Source organism: Stutzerimonas stutzeri (assembly GCF_002890915.1).
Classification (GTDB): Bacteria; Pseudomonadota; Gammaproteobacteria; order Pseudomonadales; family Pseudomonadaceae; genus Stutzerimonas; species Stutzerimonas stutzeri_AF.
This window is the reverse complement of record NZ_POUT01000001.1, coordinates 633,669-652,853: the sequence shown is the minus strand read 5'-3', so window position 1 is coordinate 652,853 and position 19,185 is coordinate 633,669. Positions and strand designations below refer to the sequence as shown.

The window sequence follows — 19,185 nt, the reverse complement described above, 5'->3', positions numbered from 1 at the left end:
GTCGTTTATCCAGAGCTAAGACCGCAGCGACGGTGACGGTTCCCTGATCGGAGCCGCCCGCTGCGTTGTGCTCCAGCCGAACGTACCCGTCGCCCGGCATGAACCCATGCCGGGCCCGGGTAACGACTAGTAGCGAGTGGCTTGCCGTTTGGCCGGGGACGGGCTCAAACGTGTGGCCCGTCGGCACCCAGGCGCTCGCTCAGGTAATCGAGAAAACAGGCGATGCGCGAGGCCAGCGCGGTGTTGCGGTAGTACACCGCGTTGATCGGCTGGCGCACGTCGACCCGCTGCGCCGCCAGCACCTCCACCAGCTCGCCGCGCTCGCGATCCTTGCCTGTCATGAAATCCGACAGGCAGGCCAGGCCTTCGCCGGCCAGCGCCAGTTCGCGCACGGTGTCGCCGCTGGAAGCGCGCAGCGATGGCGTGATGCGCCAAGCCTCGCCGAGCTCATGGCGCAGCGGCCAGTCATTGAGGGTGTCCGGCTCGGTGAAGCCGATCAGGCTGTGTCCGGCCAGCTCTTCGACCTGTTGCGGCGTGCCATGCCGCGCCAGATAGCCCGGGCTCGCCAGCACGCGCCGAAAGCTGTGGCACAGCGGCCGCGCATGCAGGCTGGAGTCGGGCAGGGCACCGATGCGGATGGCCAGATCGATGCGTCGCTCCAGCAGATCGACGATACGGTCATCGCTGTGCAGCTCCAGCTCGATCAGCGGATAGCGCGCACGGAAATCGCCGATCAGCGGCACGATCACATGCAGCATGAACGGCGACGCGGTATTGACCCGCAAGCGCCCGGCCGGCGCCTGCCGTCGCAGCGCCATCTGTTCCTCGGCTTCCTCCACGCTGGCCAGGATGCGCCGCGCCTGGCCGAGAAATGCCTCGCCTTCCTCGGTCAGCTCCAGCCGCCGCGTGGTGCGGCGCAACAGCGTCACCGCCAGCTTCTCTTCCAGCCGACTCAACGCCCGGCTGACGCCAGAGGCGGTCTGTTCCAGCTGCTCGGCCGCAGCGCTGATCGAGCCACTGTCGACCACGCTGACAAAGGCGAGCATTTCGTCGAGGTTGGTTTTCATAAGGTGGGGGCGTGTGGATGGGAGCGGAGTGGTGGAGTCTGGCGGCAGTGGTGAATAGCTTCAACCAGGGGGTGCCGATCGCATCTTGATTGGCCGCTGCCCTGCAGCCGATCAACAGGGCGAACACCCGCACGCCCAGGGCCAATGACACATCAGGTGGCAATAGGAAAAGCGAGGATTAATCCATCGTCTGCTTTACCCGTAGGGAAGCAGTGGCTAATGTGCCATCACGCGCAGCAATTGCGCATTCGATCACGTTCCGCTGCGGCAACTTGACGTTGCACCGGCCCGTTTCCAAGGAAGGTATAGATGGCGCGCTTTTTCCCTGTTCGCTCCCAATGCCAGTTCGATACACGTGGCGAGTGGCGTTTTGCCGAGGAGAAAAGCGAGAGAAAAGGTGGCAGATTTATTATTCGCAGATGTTCCGTCCTGCTAGAAAAATAAATCTGCCCCTTTGTTATTCTAGGCAAATCAATCGAAACGCAGCTAAATGCACACCATAGGAAATTCCATGATCTTTTTCATTGCATTGGTTTTAGGTCTTATTCCAGCCATAATTGCAGCCCTTAAAGGGCGTCGCTTCTTTGTCTGGTGGATATATGGTGCTCTCATTTTTATTGTTGCCTTGCCGCACTCGCTGTTCGCGTCAATATTGAAGCGCTGTCCACAGTGCAAAGAAACTGCACGGCGCGATGCAAATATATGCCCGCACTGCAGAACAGAATTTTTACATGATAAACCAATAGCGAAAACACAAAGTCAAACGGGAGCCTCACGTTATTCATCTAACAGTTGGCCGGAATAGCTCCTGGCCGTGCCGCTTGTGCGGTAGTAAAGGCAAATTGTGGTTTTCGGTGGGCGTTTGTCTTGTCACCGAGCCGAGCTATTGGCTCTGACAAAAAAGGGACGACAAAAAAGGACCAAAAAATGGACAGATTTATTTACCTTTCAGGCCGCTAGCCTCATAAGCCATTGGAAATTTTTCGGCGTACCTTTGCCATTCAATCCCCCGAAGGTAAGCATCCATGCAGCTAACGACTCTCCTCGTCCCCACCTACACGCAAATGCTCAAAACCCTCTCAGGCTGGCTGAAGAAGGCGCAGGCCCAGCTACCGGAATCCGAGGCGCAGGCGTTGTTATCCGCGCGGTTGGCGCCCGATATGTTTCCGCTGTCGACTCAGGTTCGCTTTGCCTGCGTGCAGGCGCGAGAGGCCGTGTGCCGGCTGAGAGGCGAGGCCTTCCCGGCTGCTATCAACGAGCTGCTGGACGAGGGGCGGCAGGCCGGCGAGCGGCCGGGCACGCTGGCCGATGCCTATGCCCGGATCGATGAGACGGTGGCGTTGCTCGACGGCCTCGCGGCCGATGCGCTGGATGCCAACACGGACAAGCCAATCGCCCACGAGCTGGCAAACGGGATGATCTTCGATCTGACCGCGGAGCAATACGCCCGTGACTGGACGCTGGCGCAGTTCTATTTTCATGTGATGACCGCGTATTCGATCTTGCGTAAGGAAGGGATCGAGCTGGGCAAGGCGGATTATGTGGCGCATATGCTGCCGTATCTGCGTCCGGAATCGGTTTCGAAGGGGTAGCGAGGTAGCCTGGACGTAACGCGTGGAAAAGGCTTCGCCGTTTTCCACCCTACGCATGTCCGGTGTCGGCAGAGAAGGCCGAGTGGCGTAGGGTGGACAACGCTGCGCTTGTCCACCGATGCGAATCGACGGGCAGGGCATGTGGTTGGCGAAACGCTCGCGGGCTCGGGGCGTCCAACCGGGATGCCGCGCCCGAGCGGTCGTATTTGCGAAAGACGTTCGCCCACCTCGCCACAAAGCAGACCCTCCCATGTTGTTCCGCCGTTTCGAAAACCTGATCGATGTCTTCACGCCCAGCCCGGACGTTGCGCCGCCGGCCGGGATGCTGCGCTTCTATGCCCATTACCTGAAGCAGGTCTGGCCGTTGATGACGGCCGTGCTGGTGGTCGGCTTTTTCGCGGCGCTGATCGAGGTGGCGCTGTTCAGCTTTCTCGGCCAGTTGATCGATATGGCGCAGGCGACCGACGACGCGCGGACCTTCTTCGCCGAGCACCGCAACGCGTTGCTGTGGATGGCGGCGGTGGCGCTGATCATCCGGCCGCTGGTGTTCGGCCTGCACAACCTGCTGACGCATCAGGCGATCAACCCGGGGCTGACCAATCTGATCCGCTGGCAGAACCATCGCTACGTGCTCAAGCAGAGCCTGAACTTCTTCCAGAACGACTTCGCCGGGCGCATCGCCCAGCGCGTGATGCAGACCGGGCCGTCGCTGCGCGATTCGGCCATGCAGGTGATCGATGCGCTGTGGCATGTGATGGTCTATGCCGGCAGCGCGCTGTACCTGTTCGCCGCCGCCGATCTGCGCCTGATCGTGCCCTTGCTGCTGTGGATCGTCGGCTACAGCGCCGCGCTCTGGTACTTCGTGCCGCGTATCCGCGCGCGTTCGGCGGCGGCGTCGGCGGCGCGTTCGAAGGTGATGGGGCGGGTGGTGGACGGCTACAGCAACGTCGCCACGCTCAAGCTGTTCGCCCATTCGCGGGAGGAGGAGAGCTACGCCCGCGAGGCGATGCAGGAGCTGCTCGGCAAGTTCCGCCTGCAGTCGCGGGTGATCACCAGCCTGGATTGCCTCATCACCTGCATGAACGGCGTGCTGATCGTCGGCACCGGCGCGCTGGCGCTGTGGCTGTGGCGCGAGGCGCTGATCAGCACCGGCGCCATCGCCCTGGCGCTGGGCCTGGTGATCCGCATCAACAACATGGCCGAGTGGATCATGTGGGTGGTCAACGGCATCTTCGAGAACGTCGGCACCGTGCAGGACGGCATGAAGAGCATCGTCCGGCCGCGCGACGTGCTCGACCGTGAGGACGCCAGGCCGCTGCAGGTGGAGCAGGGCGCCGTGCGCTTCGAGGATGTGCATTTCCATTACGGCAAAAACGGCGGGGTGATCAGCGGGCTGACCATCGATATTCGCCCGGGCGAGAAGATCGGCCTGGTCGGGCCGTCCGGTGCGGGCAAGTCGACGCTGGTCAACCTGCTGCTGCGCCTCTATGACCTGGAGAGCGGGCGCATCCTGATCGACGGGCAGAACGTCGCCGAGGTCAGCCAGGAGAGCCTGCGCGCCAGTATCGGCGTGGTCACCCAGGACACCGCGCTGCTGCACCGTTCGATCCGCGACAACCTGCGCTACGGCAAGCCCGATGCCACCGAGGAAGAACTCTGGGCCGCGGCACGCAAGGCCCGCGCGGACGCGTTCATCAAGACCCTGGACGACGGCCAGGGCGGCAAGGGCTTCGAGGCGATGGTCGGCGAGCGCGGCGTGAAGCTCTCCGGCGGGCAACGGCAGCGCATCGCCATCGCCCGGGTGCTGCTCAAGGACGCGCCGATCCTGGTGCTCGACGAAGCCACCTCGGCGCTGGATTCGGAGGTCGAGGCGGCGATTCAGGAGAGCCTGGATACCCTGATGGAAGGCAAGACGGTGATCGCCATCGCCCATCGGCTGTCGACCATCGCGCGCATGGATCGGCTGGTGGTGATCGACCAGGGCCAGGTGATCGAGAGCGGCACCCACGCCGAGCTGATCGAACGCGGCGGCCTCTATGCGCGGCTGTGGCAGCACCAGACCGGTGGCTTCGTCGGGGTGGATTGAGGCTGGCCGCAGCACGGTTGCGGCAGGCGCTGGGTGGCGCAGGGAGGTGGAAAAGGCCGCGCCGTTTTCCACCCTGCGAGGATTGGCGGCGGCTCAGTCGAGGTCCGCCGCGCTGTGGCGCTCGGGCGCCTGTTCGGACTCGTCGCCCCAGCTGCGGTTGACCTTGCGCCCGCGGACGACCGCCGGGCGTGCGGCGATCTCCTTCGCCCAGCGCTGCACGTGCCGGTATTCCTGCACCGAGAGGAATTCGGCGGCGTCGTACAGCTCGCCCAGTACCAGCCCGCCGTACCAGGGCCAGATGGCCATGTCGGCGATGCTGTAGTCGTCGCCGGCGATGTAGCGATGCCCGGCCAGCTGGCGGTCGAGCACGTCGAGCTGGCGCTTGGTTTCCATGGCGTAGCGGTTGATCGGGTATTCGTACTTTTCCGGGGCGTAGGCATAGAAGTGGCCGAAACCGCCGCCGAGGAAGGGCGCCGAGCCCATCTGCCAGAACAGCCAGTTGAGCGTCTCGGTGCGCGCGCGGATTTCGGTGGGCAGGAAGGCGCCGAACTTCTCCGCCAGGTAGACCAGGATCGAACCGGACTCGAACACCCGCAACGGTTCGCCGTCGACGCTGCGATCCACCAGTGCGGGAATCTTCGAGTTCGGGTTGATCTCGACGAAGCCGCTGCCGAATTGGTCGCCATCGCCGATGCTGATCAGCCAGGCGTCGTACTCGGCGCCGCTGTGGCCGAGGGCGAGCAGCTCTTCGAGCATGATGCCGACCTTCACTCCATTGGGCGTGGCCAGCGAATACAGCTGCAGCGGGTGCTTGCCCACCGGCAGCGCCTTCTCCTCGCGCGCACCGGCGGTCGGGGCGTTGATATTGGCAAACTTGCCGCCGGAGGGCGCGTCGTGGCTCCAGACCTTCGGCGGTACGTAGGCGGTATCAGGCATGGCGATCTCCTCGAGTGGATACGGGTGTGCGCAGCATGTTACGCGTGCGACCGGGGCGGTCGAAATCGAGCCGGTCGATAGTCGTCATCGACGGTCGGTTATAGACCCCTTTCAGGCCGAGACCAAAAACTTCCGGGCGAAGTTTTGCCGCCGCTCGCAACGACCCGGCGGTGGCCGCCAGGGTTGGCCACAAAAAAGCCGCCGCCCGGATGACCGGGCGGCGGCTCTTCGATACCAGAGGGGTCAGCCGCGCGCGCCGCGTACCCCGGCACTGATCTCGCGGCACAGGCCGAGTACGCCCTCGACGGCTTGCTCGCCGGTCTTGGCATTGGCGATCTGGTCGACCAGTGCGGAACCGACGACCACGCCCTCGGCGAGACGCGCAATGGCCGCCGCCTGTTCCGGGGTGCGGATGCCGAAGCCGACGCACACCGGCAGCTCGGTGTGGCGCTTGAGGCGGGCGACGGCCTGCTCGACATGCTCCAGCGTCGCCGAACCCGCGCCGGTCACGCCGGCCACCGAGACGTAGTAGACGAAGCCCGAGCTGCCGTTCAGCACGACCGGCAGGCGCTTGTCGTCGGTGGTCGGGGTGGTCAGGCGGATGAAGTCGATGCCCGCGGCCTGGGCCGGGTCGCAGAGGTCCTCGTTGTGCTCCGGCGGCAGGTCGACGACGATCAGGCCGTCGACGCCGGCGGCCAGCGCATCCTCGACGAAGCGCGGCACGCCGTAGTGGTGGATGGGGTTGAAGTAGCCCATCAGCACCAGCGGGGTGGTCTGATCCTGCGTGCGGAATTCGCGGACCATCTGCAGCGTCTTGAGCATGTTCTGCTTGCCGGCCAGGGCGCGCAGGTTGGCCAGCTGGATCGCCGGGCCGTCGGCCATCGGGTCGGTGAACGGCATGCCCAGCTCGATCACGTCGGCACCGGCGGCCGGCAGGCCCTTGAGGATGGCCAGGGAGGTGGCATAGTCCGGGTCGCCGGCGGTGACGAAGGTGACCAGGGCGGCGCGGCCCTGCTGCTTGAGTTCGGCGAAGCGGGTCTCGAGGCGGCTCATATGCGCTCCTCCTGTTCGGCAAAGTGGTGCATGACGGTCTGCATGTCCTTGTCGCCACGGCCGGACAGGTTGACCACCATCAGATGGTCCTTCGGCAGCTTCGGCGCGCGCTTGAACACTTCGGCCAGCGCGTGGGACGACTCCAGCGCCGGGATGATGCCTTCCAGGCGGCAGCACTGGTGGAAGGCGTCGAGCGCCTCCTGGTCGGTGATCGAGGTGTACTCGACGCGGCCGATGTCGTGCAGCCAGGCATGCTCGGGGCCGATGCCGGGGTAATCCAGGCCGGCGGAGATGGAGTGGGCGTCGATGATCTGGCCGTCGTCGTCCTGCAGCAGGAAGGTGCGGTTGCCGTGCAGCACGCCGGGTTCGCCGCCGTTGAGGCTGGCCGCGTGCTTGCCGGTCTCGATGCCGTAGCCGGCGGCTTCGACGCCGATGATCTTCACGCTGGCGTCGTCGAGGAACGGGTGGAACAGGCCCATGGCGTTGGAGCCGCCGCCGATGCAGGCCACCAGCGAGTCGGGCAGGCGGCCTTCCTGGGCCTGCAGCTGGTCGCGGGTCTCCTTGCCGATCACCGCCTGGAAGTCGCGGACCATGGCCGGGTAGGGGTGCGGGCCGGCGACGGTGCCGATCAGGTAGAAGGTGCTGTCGACGTTGGTCACCCAGTCGCGCAGCGCCTCGTTCATGGCGTCCTTGAGCGTGCCGGTGCCGGCGGTGACCGGAATCACCTCGGCGCCGAGCAGCTTCATGCGGAAGACGTTGGCCTGCTGGCGGTCGATGTCGGTGGTGCCCATGTAGATCACGCACTGCATGCCGAAGCGCGCGGCCACGGTGGCGGTGGCCACGCCGTGCATGCCGGCGCCGGTCTCGGCGATGATGCGCTGCTTGCCCATGCGCCGGGCCAGGAGGATCTGGCCGATGCAGTTGTTGATCTTGTGCGCGCCGGTGTGGTTCAGCTCCTCGCGCTTGAGGTAGATCTTCGCGCCGCCGCAGAACTCGGTCAGGCGTTCGGCGAAGTACAGCGGCGAGGGGCGGCCGACGTAGTCGCGCTGGAAGTAGGCGAGCTCCTTGGCGAATTCGGGGTCCTGCTTGGCCTTCTCGTATTCGGCAGCCAGCTCGTGGATCAGCGGCATCAGGGTTTCGGCGACGTACTGGCCGCCGAACGAGCCGAACAGGCCGCGGGCGTCGGGGCCGTTGCGGTATGAAGTCATGAGCGATCTCCTGGAGTTCTTTTGTAGGAGCGGCCCTTGGCCGCGAATGAAACCACGCCAATGACCGGGCTACCGGTTCGCGGGCATGGCCCGCTCCTACGCGATTGCATGCACCCTAACCGGATGCGGCGGGGAAAAAAAGCGATAAGATCGCTGCAACTCGTCAGGAAAACTCAACTATGCAAGCCGGCCTCCCGCCACTCAACGCCTTGCGCGCCTTCGAGGCCGTGGCCCGTCTCGGCAGCCTGAAGCAGGCGGCCAGCGAGCTGCACGTCACCCACGGCGCCATCAGCCGGCAGGTTAGGCAACTGGAAGAGCAGCTTGGCCTGGCCCTGCTGGCCAAGGAAGGACGCGGCGTAAAACTCACCGATGCCGGCCTGCGCCTGCGCGATGCCGCCAGCGATGCCTTCGAGCGCCTGCGCAGCACCTGTGCCGAACTGCAGCGGCAGACCGCCGAGGCGCCGTTCGTGCTCGGTTGCCCTGGCAGCCTGCTGGCGCGCTGGTTCATCCCGCGGCTGGACCGGCTCAACCGCGAGCTGCCGGAGCTGCGCCTGCAGCTGTCGGCCAGCGAGGGCGAGCTGGACCCGCGCCGGCCCGGGCTGGACGCCACGCTGTGGTACGCCGAGCCGCCCTGGCCGGCGGACATGCGGGTGTTCGAGCTGGCCGCCGAACGCATCGGCCCGGTGCTCAGCCCGCATCATCCGCGCTGCGCCGCCCTGCGTGACGCCCCGCCCGTGGCCCTGCTCGGCGAAGCGCTGCTGCATACCGCCTCGCGCCCGCAGGCCTGGCCGCGCTGGGCGCGCGGCAACGGCCTGGAGCCGGCGCAGCTCCGGCTGGGGCAGAGCTTCGAACACCTCTATTTCCTGCTGGAGGCGGCGCTGGCCGGCCTCGGCGTGGCCATCGCCCCGCAGCAGCTGGTGGCCGACGACCTGGCCGCCGGGCGCCTGCTGGCGCCCTGGGGCTTCGTCGAAACCGAGGCGAAGCTGGCGCTGTGGGTGCCAACGCGACGCATGGACCGCCGGGCCGAGCAGCTGGCCGAATGGCTGACGCGGGAGATGCAAGGCTAATCCCCGGGACGCAGGCAGGGCGCCCGGCGCGGCTGGCATGCAACACGCATCCCATGCGTTCTCTGCGCCACGGAAACCCTGCCATGAACAAGCTGGACAATGCACTGCTCAACATTCTGATCAAGGACTCGCGTACGTCCTTCGCCGATATCGCCCGCCAGTTGAACATTTCCCGCGCGCATGCCCGTACCCGCGTGCAGGCACTGGTGGAAAGCGGGGTGATCGAGAAATTCACCGCCGTGGTCAACCCGGAAAAGCTCGGCAAGGGGATCTCCACTTTCATCGACCTGACCGTTGCGCCCGCGGCCATCGAGGCGGTGGCCGAGCGGCTGGCGGGTACCGTGGAGGTGGTCAGCCTGTACATCATGAGCGACCTGAAAAGCCTGCATATCCATACCCTCACGGACAGTTACGAGACCTTCGACGCTTTCGTCCGCGAGCACATCTTCAACCACCCGGAAATTCTCACGGTGGACTGCAAGGCCCTGCTAACGCGAGTGAAGCACCGCCGCGGTGGTGCCCGGTTATGAGACCGGCGATGCCTTATAACGGGGCCTGGCGCCTCTTCATGGTGCGTAGCTGACATTCGCTAGCCGTGACGGTTCGCTAATGCCCGATCGAATCGAAGTGGTTTCACCAAGCTGACGAATGTATCGATTCGGCAGGTCGTTCCGCCGTTTCGTCACGAAGCCGATGCCGCGGATGCGTATTTTTTGTGCAACCCAGTGAGCGGTCGATTTTTTGGAATCCAAGATAAATGATTAAAAATCAATAAGTTATAAAGATATTGGGGCTGGCACGGCTGTTGCTCCAGGGCTTGCGCACGACTTTACATCCGATAGGCACCCCGCCGATTGGAATCACGGACTGTGCAACAGGAGATCCGTCATGAGCCTCAACCGTCGTAAATTCCTCGGTGCTGGAGCCGTAGCCGCCGGCGCCGGCCTGGCCCTGGGCGCCCCGGCGATCGCGACCGCCGCCAGCGACAAGACCTTCAATTGGAAAATGACCAACGCCTATGCCCCGGGCTCGCCGTTCTATGTCCAGGGGCCGGGTAGCCCGACAGATTTCTGCAAGCGGGTCGAGGCCATGTCCAATGGCCGGCTGAAAATCCAGCATTTCGCCGCTGGCGAGCTGATTCCGGCGCTGGAGGGCTTCGACGCCGTGTCCAGCGGGCTGGTCGAGATGAATGCCGCCAACGCCTATTTCTGGGCTGGCAAGATCCCCGCCGCGCAGTATTTCACCGCCGTGCCCTTCGGCATGAACACCCAGGGCATGAATGCCTGGTTGTATAACGGTGACGCCCTGAAGCTGTGGGAGGAACTCTACGAGCCCCATGGCCTGGTGCCGATGCCGATGGGCAACACCGGCACCCAGATGACCGGCTGGTTCCGCCAGCCGCTGGATGGCGTCGACAGCCTCAAGGGCCTGAAGATGCGTATCCCCGGCCTGGCCGGCAAGGTCTACAGCGAGCTGGGCGTCGCCGTGCGGCTGTTGCCCGGCGGGGAGATCTTCCCGGCCCTGGAGCGCGGGGTGATTGATGCCGCCGAATTCGTCGGCCCTTACCAGGATCGCCGCATGGGCCTGCACAAGGCGGCCAAGAACTACTACACCACGGGCTGGCACGAGCCGACCAACGTCACTGAGCTGATCATCAACAAGAAGGCCTGGGAGAGCCTGCCGGCCGACCTGCAGGCGATCGTGCGCATCTGCGCCCAGGCCTGTAATGCCGAGAGCCTGGCCTGGTCCGATGCGGTCAACGCCGATGCGCTGGAAGACCTGGTGAGCAACGAGGGGGTGATCGCCAAGCCCTTGCCGGGCGATATCGTCACCCGCCTGCGCGAAGTGACCCAAGACACCCTGGCCAGCATGGCTGCGGCCGATCCGACGACGCGCAAGGTGCATGACCACTTCATGGCCTTCCGCAAGAAATACAGCTCCTGGTCGGCGACCGGCGAGAAAGGTTTCCTGGATCTGGGGGCCTGAGGTGATGTTTGCCGTGATCAACCGCCTGGAGCAGTTGGTCGAGACCCTGGGCGGCCTGGCACGCGGATGCGTGCTGGTGCTGGTCCTGCTGGTTTCGGCCAACGTGCTGATCCGCTATGGCTTTTCCGTGAGCCCGGTGGCGCTGCAGGAGCTGGAGTGGTTCCTGATTTCACCCATCGCCATGCTTGGCATCGCCTACGTGCTGAAGCATCGCGCCGACGTGCGGGTGGATTTCATCTACGAGAAGTTCCAACCGCGCACCCGCGCCGCGGTGGATCTGTTCAGTGCCCTGGCCACTTGCCTGATCGGCCTGTTCCTGGCCTGGGTCTGCTGGCGCTACATGATGCAGTCCTACCAGATCAGCGAAGGCTCGCCGGATCCGGGGGGCTTGCCGCATCGCTATCTGGTCAAGGCTTTCCTGCCGCTGGGATTCGCCCTGTTCGGCCTGCAAGGCATCGCCGATACCCTGCGCGCCCTGCGGGGCCTGCCCGCTCCCCAACCCATGCCCGAGGAAGCCTTGCCGTGAGTCCCAATGAATGGCTGGCGATCCTGATGGTGTTCGCCTTTTTCTCGATGATGATGGTCGGCGTGCCGGTGGCCATATCCCTGGCCGTATCCGGTTTTGTCGCCGGCCTGATCGGCTTCGGCCCGATGCTCTTCAGCCTGTTGCCGGCCCGCATGTTCGGCGTGGTCAGCAACTACACGCTGCTGGCGATACCGCTGTTCACCTTCATGGGCGTGATGCTGGAGAAATCCAGGGTTGCCGAAGACATGCTGGAAACGGTCGGCCAGGCCATGGGCGGCCTGAATGGCGGCATGGGCCTGGCCATCGTGCTGGTGGGCGTGCTGCTCGGCGCCTCCACCGGGATCGTCGGCGCCACCGTGGTCACCATCGGCCTGCTGACCCTGCCGGTGTTGCTGCGGCGGGGCTACAAGCCGAGCGTGGCCTGCGGCACCATCTGCGCTTCTGGCACCCTCGGGCAGATCATTCCGCCGAGCCTGGTGCTGATCCTGCTGGCCGACATCCTCGGCGAGTCGGTGGGTTCGATCTTCGCCGCGGCGTTCATCCCCAGCCTGATGCTGGCCGGAGTCTATGTCGCCTACATGCTGCTGCTCGGCTGGCTGCGCCCGCAGTGGGTCCCGGCGATCCCTGCCGAAGAGCGCGCGCTGATCAGCCGCAAACAGTTGCGGCAGAACATCGCCAAATCGGTATTGCCGCCGCTGCTGCTGGTGGTCTGCGTGCTCGGCTCGATCATCGGCGGGCTGGCCGCACCCACCGAGGCTGCATCCATCGGTGCCCTGGGCGCCCTGGTGATTGCCGGCTGCGCCGGCCGGCTGAACCGCGACACCCTCAAGCAGACCCTGCACGGCACCCTGAGCATCAGCGCGATGATCTTCCTCATCCTGCTCTGCTCGCAGCCCTTCTCCCTGGCCTTCCGCGGCCTGGGTGGCGAGGCGCTGGTGCATGACCTGTTCGACCTGCTGCCCGGCGGTGAACTGGGAGCGATCCTGTTCCTCATGGTGCTGTTGTTCGTGCTCGGCTTCTTCCTGGAGTGGATCGAGATCTCCTACATCGCCTTGCCGATGTTCCTGCCGGTGTTCATGGGCTATGGCACCGATATGGTCTGGCTGGCGATCCTGGTGGCGCTGAACCTGCAGATGTCGTTCCTCACGCCCCCCTTCGGCTGGTCGCTATTCTTCCTCAAGGGGGTGGCGCCGCCGGGCATCAGTACCCGGGACATCTATGCCGGTGCCCTGCCTTTCGTCGGGCTGCAGATCCTGGCCGTGGCCCTGGTGTTTTGCTTCCCGACTCTTGCCACCTGGTTGCCCAAGGCCGTCGGCTGGTAATGCCTGGAGAATCGATCATGGAATTCTTTTCTACCTACAGCCCGCTGTGGCTGGCCGGGCTGGTCAGCGCCCTGCTGTTGACGGGGGCGGTAGCCGGCATCCTCGCCGGCCTGCTTGGGGTCGGTGGCGGCATCGTCATCGTGCCGGTGCTGTATCACCTGTTCACCCTGCTCGGCCTCGATCCCGAGGTGCGCATGCACGTGGCCGTCGGGACCTCGCTGGCGGCCATCGTGCCGACGTCGATCATCTCGGCACGCGCCCATTACCGGCGTGGCGGCCTCAAGCCGGAGCTGCTCAAGCCATTGATCCCCGGCACCCTGATCGGCGTGCTCATCGGTGCGCTGCTCAGCGGCTACCTCAGTGGCCAGTTGCTGGCGGCGATCTTCGCCGTGATCGCCCTGCTGGTGGCACTGAACATGGCTTTCGAGCGCAACCTCAGCCTGCGCGACGGCCTGCCCGGCGCAGCGGGCACCGGGGTGCTGGGAGTGCTCATCGGCAGCCTGTCGACGCTGATGGGCATCGGTGGCGGCACCCTCAGCGTGCCGATCCTCAATGCCTGTCGCACGCCCATGCATATCGCGGTCGGCACCGGCGCGGCCCTGGGGGTGGTGATCAGCCTGCCCGGCGCGTTCGCCTATCTGGTCAACGGCCTGGGCGCGAGCCACTTGCCGCCGGCCACCCTGGGTTACGTCAACCTGCTCGGGCTGGCGCTGATCGTCCCGGTGACCATGCTCACCGCGCCCTGGGGGGCCCGTATCGCCCATGCCATCAACGCGAGCCTGCTGCGCCGCCTGTTCGCCCTGTTCCTCGCCCTGACGGCTGTCCGCATGCTGTTCGGCGCTTTCTCGCTCTAAGGATCGCTCATGCTGAAAAGTACCCACGCCACCCGCGGCATCTTCGTCGCGCCCCATCACCTGGCCGCCCAGGCCGGCCGCGATGTGCTCAAGGCCGGTGGCAATGCCGTCGAAGCCATGGTCGCCGCGGCTGCCAGCATCGCCGTGGTCTATCCGCACATGAACGCCCTCGGCGGCGACGGCTTCTGGCTGATCCATGAACCGGGCAAGGCGCCTGTGGCCATCGATGCCTGCGGTAGCAGCGCGGCCCTGGCCAGCCGCGACTTCTATGCCGGCTGCGAGCAGATTCCCAGCCGTGGGCCCAAGGCGGCGCTGACCGTGGCCGGCACCATCGGCGGTTGGGCCAAGGCTCTGGAGGTGGCCGCCGGCTGGGGGAACCCGTTGCCGTTGCGCGACCTGCTGGGCGAGGCCATCGGCCAAGCACGCGGCGGCATCGTGGTCAGCCGCAGCCAGGCGCACCTCACGCGGGTGAAGTTCGACGAACTCAAGGATGTGCCCGGCTTCGCCGACGTCTACCTGACCGACGACGGGCAGGTGCCGAGCGAAGGCAGCCTGATGAAGCAGGCTGCCCTCGCCAGCACCCTGGAGCAGTTGGCAGAAAGGGGCCTGGATGACTTCTACCGGGGCGAGCTGGCGGCCAGCATGGCCGCCGAACTGGAGCGGTTTGGCAGCCCGTTGCGCCTAGCCGATCTTCAGGCCTACCGGGCGCAGCTGGTTACCCCGCTGCAGGTACGCCTGGGTGACGCGACGCTGTACAACATGCCGCCGCCGACCCAGGGACTGGCCTCGCTGCTGATCCTTGGCGTGTTCGAACGCCTCAAGGTGGCCGAGGCCGAAGGCTTCGCCCATGTGCATGGGCTGGTGGAGTCGACCAAGCAGGCATTCATGATCCGCGATCGCGTGGTCACCGACCCGCGCAGGCTGCCGGCCGATCCTCAGGAATTCCTCTCGCCTGCGAGCCTGGATGCCCTGGTGGCAGCGGTCGATCGAGACAAAGCCTTGGAATGGCCCCGCCCCGCTGCCCCGGGCGACACCATCTGGATGGGTTGCATCGACCAGCAAGGGCGCGCGGTGAGCTTCATCCAGAGCGTGTACTGGGAATTCGGTTCCGGCGTCGTGCTGCCCTCCACGGGCGTGGCCTGGCAGAACCGCGGCATCAGCTTCTCCCTCGATCCCAAGGCGCTGCAGGCGCTGGAACCGGGCCGCAAGCCCTTCCACACCCTCAATCCGGCGCTGGCGCTGTTCGACGATGGAAGGGTGCTGAGCTACGGCACCATGGGCGGCGAAGGCCAGCCGCAGACCCAGGCCGCGGTGTTCAGCCGCTACCGTCTGGGCAGCGATCTGCAGGCGGCGGTCACGGCGCCGCGCTGGCTGCTGGGCCGCACCTGGGGCGACGTCAGCACCAGCCTGAAGCTGGAAAATCGCTTCGCGCCGGAGCTGATCGAGCAACTGCGCGCGGCCGGGCACGTGGTCGAGGTGCTGGACGAGGCCTTCAGCGACACCATGGGCCATGCCGGAGCATTGCTGCGCCACCCCACTGGCGTACTCGAAGGCGCTGCCGATCCGCGCAGCGACGGCAGCGTCTGCGGCCTCTAGCCGGCTGCCGCTGCGCCGAGGCGGTTCAGCTGGCCAGTGCCGCCGGCGCCTTGCGTTCCTCGGCGTAGCCGCGCGGATTGCGGCTCTGCCAGCGCCAGGCATCGGCGAGCATGGTCGTCAGGTCTTTCTCGGCGCGCCAGCCGAGTTCCCGCCAGGCCTTGCCCGGGTCGGACCAGCACTGGGCGATGTCGCCGGCGCGGCGTGGCTTGATCACGTGCGGCAGCGGCCGGCCGGTGACCGCCTCGAAGGCGGCGATCATCTCGCGCACCGAATGGCCCTGGCCGGTGCCGAGGTTCCACAGCGAGACGCCGTGCACCTGTTCGAGCCGCTCCAGCGCCTTGAGATGACCCCGCACCAGATCGACCACGTGGATGTAGTCGCGCACGCCGGTGCCGTCCGGGGTCGGGTAATCGTCGCCGTAGACGTTCAGCTGCTTTCGCCGGCCCACCGCCACCTGCAGCATGTAGGGCAGCAGGTTGTTCGGCACGCCGTCGGGGTCCTCGCCGATCAGCCCGGATTCATGGGCGCCGATCGGGTTGAAGTAGCGCAGCAGGCCGATCGACCAGCGCGGGTCGGAATTGGCCAGGCCCTTGAGCACGTTCTCGGCCATCAGCTTGGACTGGCCGTAGGGGTTGGTCGGCACCCCGGTGGGGCGTTCCTCGGTGATCGGCATCAGCGGCGACTCGCCGTAGACGGTGGCCGAGGAGCTGAACACCAGCCGGAAGATGCCCGCCTCGGCCATCGCCTGGCACAGCGCGATACTGCCGCTGACGTTGGTCTCGTAGTAGCGCAGCGGTTCGCGCACGCTCTCGCCGACCGCCTTGAGCCCGGCGAAGTGCATCACCGCGCTGATCGGATAGGCGGCGAACAATGCGTTGAGCAGGGCGCGGTTGCGCACGTCGCCCTTGACGAAATGCAGCGGCCGCCCGGCCAGTTGCTCGACCCGGTCCAGCGCCAGCTGCGAGCTGTTGCACAGGTTGTCCAGCACCAGCACCTCATGCCCGGCCTGCAGCAGTTCGAGCACCGCATGCGAGCCTATGTAGCCAGCTCCACCTGTCACCAGAATCATCGTCTACCTCCGAAATTCGCAGTTTTTTCGCACACGTTCGGGACACTGCGGCTGGCCGGGCTGGCGCTGCATGAGTCTCCGTGATCGGGATCGGCGTAACGGAACAGAACGGCGACGGCGGGCTGCGCGCGGGTTCCGATGCCGGGTCTACTGGCGTCCTGCAGATAGGGACGGAACAACCTCCGGCCAAGTTCCATCGATCCGCCAGCCGGGCGGCCGTGGCCCCACCATCGGATGATTGGCGGGAACCTGCAACGCCGCTTGCCGTCCATTACCGGCAGGCGGCGTTGCGAGCCGGGCCCCGAATGCCCCCGCGGCGCGCCGTGACGACACGCCTTACGCAGGGCTGCGCTGGCTTTTGAATGTGCCGAGCGTCCGGGCTGGAACCGCCAGGGACGCCGCCGCTCGAAACGAGGTGCCAGATGAGCTGGGCCGGCCCTTTCCAATACGACATCGGCAAATCCCGCGATGCGCGGCAGGCGCCGGCCGAGGTGGTCTTCGACGAGCAGGTGCCGACCCTGCTGTGCCTGTCGCACCTGCGCTGGAGCTTCGTCTACCAGCGCCCGCAGCACCTGATGTCGCGCTTCGCCCGCGACTACAACGTGCTGTTCCACGAGGAACCGATCCCCACCGAGGACGCCGAGCCCTGGCTGGAGGTGCGCCCCGAGGAGAACGGCGTGCAGGTGCTGATCCCGCGCCTGCCGGCCGGCTGCGAGGGCGAGGAGGCGGACCGCGCGCAGCGCCGGCTGCTCGACGACTACCTGCAGCGGCTCGGCGTCGACGAATTGCTGCTCTGGTACTACACGCCGATGAGCCTGGCGTTCTCCGGCCACCTGGCGCCGAGCCTGATCGTCTATGACTGCATGGACGAGCTGTCGGCCTTCCGCGGCGCGCCGCCGCGGCTGATCGAGCGCGAGGTGGAGCTGATGTGCCGCGCCAACCTGGTCTTCACCGGCGGCCACAGCCTCTACGAGGCCAAGCGCCAGCGCCACGACAACGCCCACCCGTTCCCCAGCAGCGTCGACGTCGAGCACTTCGCCGCCGCACGCCGGCCGCAGCACGACCCGGACGACCAGGCGGAAATCCCCCATCCGCGCCTGGGCTTCTACGGCGTGATCGACGAACGCCTCGACCTCGCGCTGATCGAGCGGGTCGCCGCGGCGCGGCCGGACTGGCAGATCGTGCTGGTCGGCCCGGTGGTCAAGCTCGACCCGGGCGAGCTGCCGCGGCGCGACAACATCCACTACCTGGGCGGCAAGACCTACGACGAGCTGCCGCAGTACCTGGCCGGCTGGGACGTGGCGATCATGCCCTTCGCGCTGAACGAATCGACCCGCTTCATCAGCCCGACCAAGACCCCCGAATACCTCGCCGGTGGTTGCCCGGTGGTGTCCACGCCGATCACCGACGTGGTGCGCACCTATGGCGACACCGGCATCGTGCGCATCGCCGACGGCGCCGAGGCCTTCGTCGCCGCGGCCGAAGCCGCGCTGGCCGACGCCGGGGACCGCGACCGCCTGCTGGCCACGGCCGACGAAATCCTCGGCGACATGTCCTGGGACCACACCTGGAGCCTGATGAAGGAGAAGATGCAATGCGCGATCTGAGCCCGCAGGACGGCAACCCCGAACACCTCGGCGGCGCCGCCGGCGATCGACCCGCCAGCGCGGGACGCGGCTTCGACTACCTGATCGTCGGCGCCGGCTTCGCCGGCAGCGTGCTGGCCGAGCGGCTGGCGGCGGGGCTGAACAAGCGCGTGCTGGTGGTCGACCGCCGTCCGCACATCGGCGGCAACGCCTACGACCACTACGACGAGGCCGGCGTGCTGATCCACCGCTACGGCCCGCACATCTTCCACACCAACTCGCAGCGCATCGTCGACTACCTGTCGCGCTTCACCGAGTGGCGGCCCTACGAGCACCGCGTGCTGGCGCAGGTCGGCGACCAGCAGGTGCCGATCCCGATCAACATGACCACGCTGAACACGCTCTACGGCCTGAACATGAGCACCGAGCAGGAGGCGGCGGATTTCCTCGCCAGCCGCGCCGAGCCGGTGGCGGATATCCGCACCAGCGAGGACGTGGTGGTTAACGGCATCGGCCGCGAGCTGTACCAGACGTTCTTCCGCGGCTACACCCGCAAGCAGTGGGGGCTCGACCCGTCGCAGCTGGACAGGTCGGTCACCGCGCGCATCCCCACGCGCACCAACACCGACGACCGCTACTTCACCGACAGCTTCCAGCAGATGCCCAGGCACGGCTACACGAAGATGTTCGAGAAGATGCTGGCGCACCCCAACATCGAGATCATGCTCGACACCGACTACCGCGCGATCCGTGACGAGGTGCGGTACGACCAGCTGATCTTCTGCGGGCCGATCGACGAGTACTTCGACTACCGCTTCGGCAGGCTGCCGTACCGTTCGCTGAAGTTCGAGCACAAGCAGCTCGACCAGGAGCAGTTCCAGGCGGTGGGGACGGTCAACTACCCCAGCGAGGACGTGCCCTACACGCGCATCAGCGAGTACAAGCACCTCACCGGCCAGATTCATCCGAAGACCAGCGTCACCTACGAATACCCCTCGGCCGAGGGCGATCCCTACTACCCGATCCCGCGGCCGGAGAACGCCGAGCTCTACAGGCGCTACCAGCAGCTCGCCGAGGCGACGCCGAACGTCACCTTCATCGGCCGCCTGGGCACCTACAAGTACTACAACATGGACCAGGTGGTGGGGCAGGCGCTGGCCGCCTACAAGCGCATCGAGGAAGCCGAGCGCGCCCTGGCGCCGGTGGCGGGTTGAGATGCGATGAATGATGCAGAGGG

At 66.1% G+C, this 19,185-nt stretch carries 17 protein-coding genes; 12 read left to right on the top strand and 5 right to left on the bottom strand.

Annotated elements, in window-relative coordinates:
- Positions 1-164: 164 nt before the first annotated feature.
- Positions 165-1,067, bottom strand: a complete 903-nt coding sequence (locus CXK94_RS03100) for a LysR substrate-binding domain-containing protein (RefSeq protein WP_102893230.1) — start codon at positions 1,065-1,067, stop codon at positions 165-167.
- Positions 1,068-1,578: 511 nt separating this feature from the next.
- On the opposite strand from CXK94_RS03100, the gene CXK94_RS03095 reads away from it, so the two are divergent.
- The 3 genes from CXK94_RS03095 to CXK94_RS03085 all read left to right on the top strand — a co-directional run bounded on the left by CXK94_RS03095 (position 1,579) and on the right by CXK94_RS03085 (position 4,745).
- A complete protein-coding gene (locus CXK94_RS03095) occupies positions 1,579-1,872 on the top strand; it encodes a zinc ribbon domain-containing protein (RefSeq protein ID WP_146032295.1) in 294 nt (97 codons plus the stop codon).
- A gap of 220 nt (positions 1,873-2,092) precedes the next feature.
- Positions 2,093-2,659: a DUF1993 domain-containing protein gene (locus CXK94_RS03090; RefSeq protein WP_102893229.1), complete on the top strand. Its 567-nt coding sequence runs from the start codon at positions 2,093-2,095 to the stop codon at positions 2,657-2,659.
- Between the two features lie 250 nt (positions 2,660-2,909).
- Positions 2,910-4,745 (top strand): ABC transporter ATP-binding protein, encoded by a 1,836-nt coding sequence (locus tag CXK94_RS03085; protein ID WP_102893228.1) that lies wholly within the window; start codon positions 2,910-2,912, stop codon positions 4,743-4,745.
- A 93-nt stretch (positions 4,746-4,838) separates the two neighbouring features.
- Here CXK94_RS03085 and yghU read toward each other — a convergent pair whose 3' ends face one another.
- From yghU to trpB, 3 genes are all read right to left on the bottom strand, one after another.
- Complete coding sequence (yghU, locus tag CXK94_RS03080) at positions 4,839-5,681, bottom strand: glutathione-dependent disulfide-bond oxidoreductase (protein ID WP_102893227.1); 843 nt, start codon at positions 5,679-5,681, stop codon at positions 4,839-4,841.
- Between the two features lie 243 nt (positions 5,682-5,924).
- Complete coding sequence (gene trpA, locus CXK94_RS03075) at positions 5,925-6,734, bottom strand: tryptophan synthase subunit alpha (RefSeq protein WP_102893226.1); 810 nt, start codon at positions 6,732-6,734, stop codon at positions 5,925-5,927.
- Positions 6,731-7,942 (bottom strand): tryptophan synthase subunit beta, encoded by a 1,212-nt coding sequence (gene trpB / locus CXK94_RS03070; RefSeq protein WP_102893225.1) that lies wholly within the window; start codon positions 7,940-7,942, stop codon positions 6,731-6,733. Before trpB ends, trpA begins: the two co-directional genes overlap by 4 nt.
- Before the next feature lie 179 nt (positions 7,943-8,121).
- Here trpB and CXK94_RS03065 point away from each other — a divergent pair, with 179 nt between their 5' ends.
- The 7 genes from CXK94_RS03065 (at position 8,122) to CXK94_RS03035 (ending at position 15,293) form a co-directional block, all read left to right on the top strand.
- A complete protein-coding gene (locus tag CXK94_RS03065; protein WP_102893224.1) occupies positions 8,122-9,009 on the top strand; it encodes a LysR family transcriptional regulator in 888 nt (295 codons plus the stop codon).
- Between the two features lie 83 nt (positions 9,010-9,092).
- Positions 9,093-9,539 (top strand): Lrp/AsnC family transcriptional regulator, encoded by a 447-nt coding sequence (locus tag CXK94_RS03060; protein ID WP_037044509.1) that lies wholly within the window; start codon positions 9,093-9,095, stop codon positions 9,537-9,539.
- Positions 9,540-9,897: 358 nt separating this feature from the next.
- Positions 9,898-10,995, top strand: a complete 1,098-nt coding sequence (locus CXK94_RS03055; RefSeq protein WP_102893223.1) for a TRAP transporter substrate-binding protein — start codon at positions 9,898-9,900, stop codon at positions 10,993-10,995.
- A 4-nt stretch (positions 10,996-10,999) separates the two neighbouring features.
- The gene (locus tag CXK94_RS03050) at positions 11,000-11,521 is read left to right on the top strand and encodes a TRAP transporter small permease subunit (protein ID WP_102893222.1); all 522 of its coding nucleotides are present in this window, start codon (positions 11,000-11,002) and stop codon (positions 11,519-11,521) included.
- Positions 11,518-12,843 (top strand): TRAP transporter large permease, encoded by a 1,326-nt coding sequence (locus tag CXK94_RS03045; RefSeq protein ID WP_102893221.1) that lies wholly within the window; start codon positions 11,518-11,520, stop codon positions 12,841-12,843. Before CXK94_RS03050 ends, CXK94_RS03045 begins: the two co-directional genes overlap by 4 nt.
- A 17-nt stretch (positions 12,844-12,860) precedes the next feature.
- Positions 12,861-13,697 carry a sulfite exporter TauE/SafE family protein gene (locus tag CXK94_RS03040; RefSeq protein WP_037044510.1) on the top strand — a complete coding sequence of 279 codons (837 nt, stop codon included), beginning with the start codon at positions 12,861-12,863 and terminating at the stop codon, positions 13,695-13,697.
- A gap of 9 nt (positions 13,698-13,706) precedes the next feature.
- Positions 13,707-15,293: a gamma-glutamyltransferase family protein gene (locus CXK94_RS03035; RefSeq protein ID WP_102893220.1), complete on the top strand. Its 1,587-nt coding sequence runs from the start codon at positions 13,707-13,709 to the stop codon at positions 15,291-15,293.
- Between the two features lie 25 nt (positions 15,294-15,318).
- On the opposite strand, the gene galE is transcribed toward CXK94_RS03035, so the two are convergent.
- Complete coding sequence (galE, locus tag CXK94_RS03030; protein WP_037044514.1) at positions 15,319-16,362, bottom strand: UDP-glucose 4-epimerase GalE; 1,044 nt, start codon at positions 16,360-16,362, stop codon at positions 15,319-15,321.
- 422 nt (positions 16,363-16,784) lie between these two features.
- Between galE and CXK94_RS03025 the strand changes: the two genes are divergently transcribed.
- Both CXK94_RS03025 and glf read left to right on the top strand, forming a co-directional pair.
- The gene (locus CXK94_RS03025) at positions 16,785-17,969 is read left to right on the top strand and encodes a glycosyltransferase family 1 protein (protein WP_037044515.1); all 1,185 of its coding nucleotides are present in this window, start codon (positions 16,785-16,787) and stop codon (positions 17,967-17,969) included.
- Positions 17,957-19,162 carry a UDP-galactopyranose mutase gene (gene glf, locus CXK94_RS03020; RefSeq protein ID WP_102893219.1) on the top strand — a complete coding sequence of 402 codons (1,206 nt, stop codon included), beginning with the start codon at positions 17,957-17,959 and terminating at the stop codon, positions 19,160-19,162. The genes CXK94_RS03025 and glf overlap by 13 nt, the downstream gene beginning before the upstream one ends.
- Positions 19,163-19,185: the final 23 nt, after the last annotated feature.